This is a genomic window from Mycobacterium sp. TH-M82 (assembly GCF_057473605.1).
In genome coordinates this window covers 1-6,714 of the sequence record NZ_JBYCKY010000553.1, presented here as the reverse complement: position 1 = coordinate 6,714, position 6,714 = coordinate 1, and the positions used below count along the sequence as shown (strand labels likewise).

The window sequence follows — 6,714 nt, the reverse complement described above, 5'->3', positions numbered from 1 at the left end:
GACCAGCACGTCCAGCGCGGGCGGCACCGTCCGCAGTGCCCGGGTGACGACGTCGCGCTGGTCGGCGAAGGTGCCGGCGAGGCGGTTCAATCCCCTGGTGGCCGCGATGATGTTGTCGCGCTGATCGTCGAAGGTGCCCACCAGGGTGTCGAGCCGGTTCAGCAGATCACGGACCTCACGTTCCCGCCCGGACAATGCGGCACCCACATTGTGGACGATGTCGCCGAGCTGCCCCAACCCTCCAGAGTTCACCACGGCCGCCAGTGACGACAGGGTCTGCTCGGTCGACGGATAGGTCGACGACTTGTTCAGCGGGATGGTGGCGCCCGGCTTGAGCCGTCCGATCGGCGGCTGGCCGACCGGCGGGTTGAGTTCAAGGTGCATCGAACCCAGCAGGCTGGTCTGTCCGACGCTGGCGGTCACGTTGGCGGGCACCACGACATCGGGCCGTACCCCGACCTCGACGTCGGCATGCCAACCCTGCACGGTCATTTTGCCGACGCTGCCCACCACCACGTCGTCGATCGTGACCGGCGAATTCGACTCCATGGTGGCCACGTTGGGTAGCTCGACGTGGAAAATCTGGGAACCCGGCCCGCGTCCCACCGCCCCGGGCAGGGGCACCGAGTTCAGACCCCCGAACGCACAGCCCGTCGCGGTGAGCGCCACAGACCCCACGGCGGCCAACGCCCTGAGGGCGACACCCGCGACGCGTGAGCGGCCCTGCCTCGTCACACCGGTAAGAGTCACGATGACAGCACCTCCGTGGGGAGCAACAGGCCCGGCACGGTCGGTGGGCCGACCGGCGGCGGCCCAGCCGCAGCCGGCTCGGGCGGCAGTGAGACGGCCCGCGGCGGCGGCGGAGGTGTCGGCGCCCAGTACGCTCCCGGCCCCCAGCGCGGGTTGGTGTCGCCGGGCAGCCCGGTGTAGGCCGACACCGCCGGCGGCATCTCGGCCGGACGCGGGACGGCGCCGGCGATGTCGCCCTCGCAGGTCTTATCCCAGTTGCGGTGACAGGGCATCAGCGCCGGATCGCTGTAGATCAGGTTCTCCGGGCTTGCCGATTTGGAAAGAAGAAGGTCGGTCGGCAACGGCATGAAGTTGAAGTTCAGTAATCGTGCGGCGGGACCCAGATGCTGGGCGCAGAGCTTCCCGGATTCTACGGCGGTGATGTTTTCGATGGCCTCGATCTGGGTGCAGACGGCGAACACCGGGTTGTTGTAGATGTCGAAGGCGAAGAGGCCGTCCTGAGATGCACTATCGGGGTTGTAGATGTTGTAGAAGTTGGCGAGTGCATTCGGCGCGACATGCAAGCTGTTTTCGATATTCATGCGGTGGTCGGCCAGGTTCTGGGTGACGTCGGCCAACCGCGCTACCTGTTCGGCGGTCTGGTCGCGGGTGCCCGCGATGAAGCGCTTCACCTCGCCCAGCGCCACCGACAGGTGGGTCAACGCCGCATCCAGGTCGGACCTGCTTTCGTCGACCACGCTGGTGAGGGTGGCGAACCGGTCCTGGAACTGCACGATCTGGGTGTTGCTGTCGCGCAGGGCTGTCACGAAGGTCTGCAGGTTCTTGATGGTGTCGACGACGTTGCCGCTGCCCTCGCCGAGGATTCGCCCCACCCCGGACAGTTGAGCCAGCGTCTGGCGCAGCCGCTCGCCGTTGCCTTGCAGGGCGTCGGCGGTGCTGTCGATGAACCGCGCCACCGACGGGGTCGACGCCTGACTGTTGGGTCCCAGATCGGTTGCCAGGCGCATCAGTTCGGTTTTCACCTCGTCCCACTCGACGGGTACCGCCGTGCGTTCGACCGGAATCACCGCGCCGTCGCGCATCGTCTCACCGCTGGACCGATAGGCCGGGGTGAGTTGCACATAACGGGCCGCGACCAGATTCTGGGCGACGATCACCGCCTTGGCGTCGGCTGGGATGGGCACGTCGCGGGTAACGTGCAGCGTCATTTTGACCCGAGTCCCCTCGGGTTGCACGGCGGTGATGCTGCCCACCTTGACGCCGGAGACCCGCACGTCATCGCCGGGGTAGGTGGCGGTGGCGGTGGTGAAGAACGCGGTGATGGTCTTCGGGCGCAACAACGTCTGATGGACGACCAACGCGGCGGCCGCGACGACGAGCCCGGCCAGGACAACCCCGGCCGCGGCCGCAAGCTTCTTGCGCGACATCACACCTCCTCAGGGGTGCCCGGCATAGTCTTGGATCAACGGCCACGGGAAGTATGCCCGCGGGAACGGGGACGGGACACCGGGGCCGCGACCGGGATCGGTGTCGAAGGTGCGGAACCCCCAGAGATAGTCCAGGAACGGCTGAAGCAGCTGCAGCGGCGTGAGGTTTGCTTCGAACGATATGTAAAACGGACCGCTGGCAACCGTCTCGCCGAGGGTGGTCATGTAGGGCGGGAAACGCGTCAGCGTCGTCGAGATATTGTCCCGATTTTTCTCCAGCATCTCGGTCGCCGAGTTCAGTTTCTTCAGGGCCGGCGCCAGCTTGGCTTCGTTGTCGTGCACCAACCCGGTCAGCTGGGTGGCGACAACGGAGGTGTTCGCCAGCAAATCGACGATCGCTTGGCGCCGCTGGGCCAAGACGGCGACCAGGTCATTGGCGTTGAGGATCAAGGTGTCGACCCGTTGGCTGCGTTCCGACAGGATCCCGGTGACGTCACCGGCGCTGCTGAGCAGATCGCGCAGGTTCTGGTTGCGGCCGTTGAGCGTCTGCGAGAGCCGGGTCAGCCCGTCAAACGTCGGCCCCAGTTGTGGTGCTATCTGGTCGATCGTCTCCGAGAGCGTGTCCAGTGACCGGTTCACCATTGCGGTGTCGGTTCCGGCGATGTTGGTCGTGGACTCGCTGACCGCGTCGGTGAGCAGGTAGGGCGACGACGTCCGGGTGAGCGGTATGACACCCATCGGGTGCATCGAGGTGCTGCCGGCCGACTCCAAGGTCAGCACCCGCTCGCCCAGCAGGGTGCCGGTGCGGATCTGCGCGGTGGTGTCCGACCCGAGCGGGACGCTGGACTTGGCGGTGAAGGTGACCAGCGCCTCGCCGTCGGCCAGCGACATGCCCGACACGGCGCCGACCTTGATCCCCGACACCGTCACGTCGTTGCCCACGGCCAGACCGCCCGCGTCGGAGAAGAGCGCCTGGTAGCGCACGGCCGTCGCCCATGACACCAGCCGGTCGGGTGCCAGGCCCACGCCGACGACGAGAAGCATCAGGACGACGCCGAGCAAGCCCGCCCGGATCAGCTGCGCGCCGCGGTATTTACCCATCGGGTTCTGCGCACCTCCCGCCGTCTTGCTCGATCCATTTCACGTGCACGGTGCGGTTCTGAAAATCGCTGACTCGCCAGTCCAGTGAGCAGGTGTACCAGTTGATGTGGCTGCCGTAGGCGCCGGCCCGGATCATCTTGCGATAGTTTTCCGGAGCCTTCCGCAGTGCATAGTCCAGCTGATCCTTGTTGTCGTCGAGCAGTGGGGCCAACCGGTTCACCTGAGCCACCGCGCCCGACAGCGGCGGCCGCGCCCGGGTCAGCAGATCGGCCAGGGACGCGGTCCCGCTGTCCAGCGCGGTGATCGCGGCGCCGATCGGGTCTTTGTCTGCGGCAAGCCCGGTGACCAGCCGTTCCAGGCGGTCGATCGTCGCAGAGAAGTTGGCCCCCTCCTTGTCGATCGTGGCCAACACGGTGTCGAGATTTCCGATCACCTGTTGGACCACGTCTTTGTTGTCCGCCAACGCCGTGGTGAACGACGACGTCTTCGACATGATGGATTCCAGGGTGCCGCCCTGGCCCTGAAAGATCTGCACCAGCGACGAGGTCAGCGCATTGACGTCGTGCGCGTTCAAACCCTGGATGACCGGTTTGAGCCCGCCGAGGAGCAGGTCGAGATCGAGCGCCGGCGCGGTGCGGTCGGCCGGGATCTGCGCGCCGGCCGGCAGCACCTTCGTCGACCCCGGGCCGTCGACGAGCTCGAGGTAGCGGTCGCCGACCAGGTTGAGGTAGCGCACCGCAGCCCGGGTGCCGCTGGTGAGCACGATGTTGCGGTCGGCGTCGAAGGTAACCACCACCGACTCATCCGGTCGCAGCGAGACACCGCGCACGGTGCCCACCCGGACACCGGCGACCCGCACGGTCTGTCCGGTTTTCAGCCGCGACACGTCGTTGAACACCGCCGAATACCGGTTGGTCGCACCGGTTCGGTATTGGCTGAAGATGACGAACAGGAAAATGGTCAGGATCGCCATCACGACCACGAACGCCGTGAACTTGACCGCCGTCATGCGTGTGCCCATCATCCGGGCTGCGTTGTCTGTGCGGAGTTGCGCGGTGGCCCGTCGATCGGCCCGAAGAGCCACTGCTTGATCAGATCGGAGTCCCAGACGAGTCGCTGGTTTCCGTACCTAAACGGGTTGGTGCCGGTGTCGGCGACGACGTAGGGGGCATGGCCCTCGAAAGGCACCTGCGGAAGGTCGGTGCACTGCGGGCCGCCCTTCGCCGCAACCTTCGGCAGATCCTGCGGGTACCGGTAGCGATCCCCGCCGAAGTCGAAGCCGATGGTGAGTTGAATTCCCGGGACCTTCAACGCGTGTGCCTGCCCCGCCTGCAACCACGCCGAACCGGCGAGGCCGCAGTACAGGCCCTCGTGGTACTCGTTGAGAAGATCGCCGGTCGGGACGAACAGATGCATGACATCGGTCAGCGGCCCCCGGTTGGTGCTCAACACGTCATTGCCGGTGTCGGCCAAGCCGATCGAGCTGAGCAGCGCCGCGTCCAGGTTCTTCTGCTGGTCGACGATGGTCTGGCTGATCGGGATCGAACTCTGCGCGGTCTTGATCAGGTCCGGGGCTGCGTCGGCGTAGGCGTTCGCCACCCCGGCGGTGACCGCAAGGTCGTGGCGCAGCGCCGGCATGCTGGGGTCCAGCTCGGCCAGCAACGCATCTGCGTCGCTGAGCATCTGGCCGATCTTCTCGCCGCGACCGCCCAGCCCCGACGCCAGCGCGCCCAGGGTCTCGTTGAGTTTCACGGGGTCGATCTTCGACAGCAGCGACGTCAGCTGCTCGAAGACCGTGTTGACTTCGACCGTGACATGTTTGCCGTCGAGCACCGCACCGGCCTGCAGCGGCTGCGCGGACGGCTGATCCGGCGGTGACAGCTCGACGAATTTGGCGCCGAACACCGTCGACGAGGCGATGTCGACCAGGACGTTGGCCGGAATCAGTTGCAGCTGAGCCGGATTCATCGCCAGGTGCAGGGCGGCTTGACCATCCGGCAGCGGCTGGATCGACGCGACCTTGCCGACCTGCACGCCGCGCATCTTGACCTTGGCGTCGGGGTTCATCACCAGACCGGCACGCGGCGACACCACGGTGACCGGCGCGGTCGGGGTGGAGCCGCCGCGAAACAGCGTCACCGCCAGGGCCACAATCCCGACGATCGCGGCGATCATCGCCAGGCCCGCCAGCGGTCGCAGATACCCCGGGGGTGGTGCATGCCGGGGCTGGCCGGCCGCATCGTGGCCTTCGACCCTATGCCGATGGGCGCGACGCGGCGGGACAGGTGGTGTCATCGAGTCTCCCTCATCCCGCCAAGTTGAAGTTGCCGCTGGAGCCGTAGACCGACAGGGAGACGAGCAGCGTCACCGACACCACCACGACCAGCGAGGTGCGCACCGCGTTGCCCACCGCGACGCCGACACCGGCCGGACCCCCGGTCGCGAAGTAGCCGAAGTAGGTGTGGATCAAAAGCACGGTCAGCGCCATCAGGATGGCCTGCAGAAACGACCACAACAGGTCGATCGGGTTCAGGAAGGTCCGGAAGTAGTGGTCGTACAAGCCGGCGGATTGCCCGAACAGGAACACCGTGGTGAATCGGCTGGCGAGGAACGACAGGATGACCGCGATGGAGTACAGCGGGGTGATCGCGATCATCCCGGCGACCAGGCGGGTGCTGACCAGATAGGAGATCGGCCGGATGGCCATCGCCTCCAGCGCGTCGATTTCTTCGTTGATGCGCATCGCACCCAGCTGCGCGGTGACGCCGGCGCCGAAGGTGGCCGCCAGCCCGATGCCGGCGACCACGGGCGCGGAGATCCGCACGTTGATGAACGCCGCCAAGAACCCGGTCAGCGCCTCGATGCCGATGTTGCCCAGCGAGCTGTACCCCTGTACCGCAAGCGTGCCGCCCGCAGCCAGCGTCAGGAATCCGACGATCACCACGGTGCCACCGATCATCGCCAAAGTTCCTGCGCCCATGCTGATTTCAGCGATCAGGCGGATGACCTCCGATCGATAGTGCGTGGTGGCGAACGGCGCCTGGGCGATCGCCTTCCCGTAGAACAGGGCGTGATCACCGATGCGGCCCAGGGCGACGACCGGACGTTCGAACCGCCGGGTCAGGCGCGGATAGGCGGCGCGCAGCGTCACAGCGGCCACCGTCACTTGACCGTCATCTTGATGCCGATCGCGGTGACGACCACGTTGACGACGAACAGCGCCATGAAGGCGTACACCACGGTTTCGTTCACAGCGTTGCCGACGGCCTTCGCGCCCCCGCCGGAGATGATCAGGCCTCGATAGCACGCGACCATTCCCGCGATCAGACCGAAAAGCGCGGCCTTGACGCACGAGATGATCAGCTCCGGCACCCCGGTCAACAAGGTGATGCCCGCCGCGAACGCGCCGGGGTTGACGTTCTGGACGAACACCGAG

The 6,714-nt window shown here is 66.5% G+C and carries 7 protein-coding genes; all 7 read right to left on the bottom strand.

The genetic code is table 11. The annotated features are described in order from the left end of the window. A partial coding sequence (locus tag AC2VON_RS16720) for an MCE family protein (protein ID WP_486953948.1) occupies positions 1–687 on the bottom strand: 687 nt, incomplete at its 3' end. A gap of 59 nt (positions 688–746) precedes the next feature. Next, entirely contained in the window at positions 747–2,177 is a 1,431-nt protein-coding gene (locus tag AC2VON_RS16715) for an MCE family protein (protein ID WP_486953945.1), read from the bottom strand. A 9-nt stretch (positions 2,178–2,186) separates the two neighbouring features. Continuing rightward, positions 2,187–3,278: an MCE family protein gene (locus AC2VON_RS16710; protein WP_486953944.1), complete on the bottom strand. Its 1,092-nt coding sequence runs from the start codon at positions 3,276–3,278 to the stop codon at positions 2,187–2,189. After that, positions 3,271–4,299, bottom strand: a complete 1,029-nt coding sequence (locus AC2VON_RS16705) for an MCE family protein (protein WP_486953947.1) — start codon at positions 4,297–4,299, stop codon at positions 3,271–3,273. Before AC2VON_RS16705 ends, AC2VON_RS16710 begins: the two co-directional genes overlap by 8 nt. Next, complete coding sequence (locus AC2VON_RS16700) at positions 4,299–5,573, bottom strand: MCE family protein (protein ID WP_486953943.1); 1,275 nt, start codon at positions 5,571–5,573, stop codon at positions 4,299–4,301. The genes AC2VON_RS16705 and AC2VON_RS16700 overlap by 1 nt, the downstream gene beginning before the upstream one ends. A gap of 10 nt (positions 5,574–5,583) precedes the next feature. Beyond that, entirely contained in the window at positions 5,584–6,429 is an 846-nt protein-coding gene (locus AC2VON_RS16695) for an ABC transporter permease (RefSeq protein ID WP_486953946.1), read from the bottom strand. Positions 6,430–6,440: 11 nt separating this feature from the next. Beyond that, positions 6,441–6,714, bottom strand: a 274-nt coding sequence (locus AC2VON_RS16690; protein ID WP_486953942.1) for an ABC transporter permease, incomplete at its 5' end; no start/stop codon positions are given.

Bases quoted from the DNA above. Each gene is read 5' to 3' on its own strand.
- AC2VON_RS16710 (WP_486953944.1), bottom strand. From the start codon at position 3,278: ATGGGTAAATACCGCGGCGCGCAGCTGATCCGGGCGGGCTTGCTCGGC.
- AC2VON_RS16705 (WP_486953947.1), bottom strand. From the start codon at position 4,299: ATGGGCACACGCATGACGGCGGTCAAGTTCACGGCGTTCGTGGTCGTG.
- AC2VON_RS16700 (WP_486953943.1), bottom strand. From the start codon at position 5,573: ATGACACCACCTGTCCCGCCGCGTCGCGCCCATCGGCATAGGGTCGAA.
- AC2VON_RS16715 (WP_486953945.1), bottom strand. From the start codon at position 2,177: ATGTCGCGCAAGAAGCTTGCGGCCGCGGCCGGGGTTGTCCTGGCCGGG.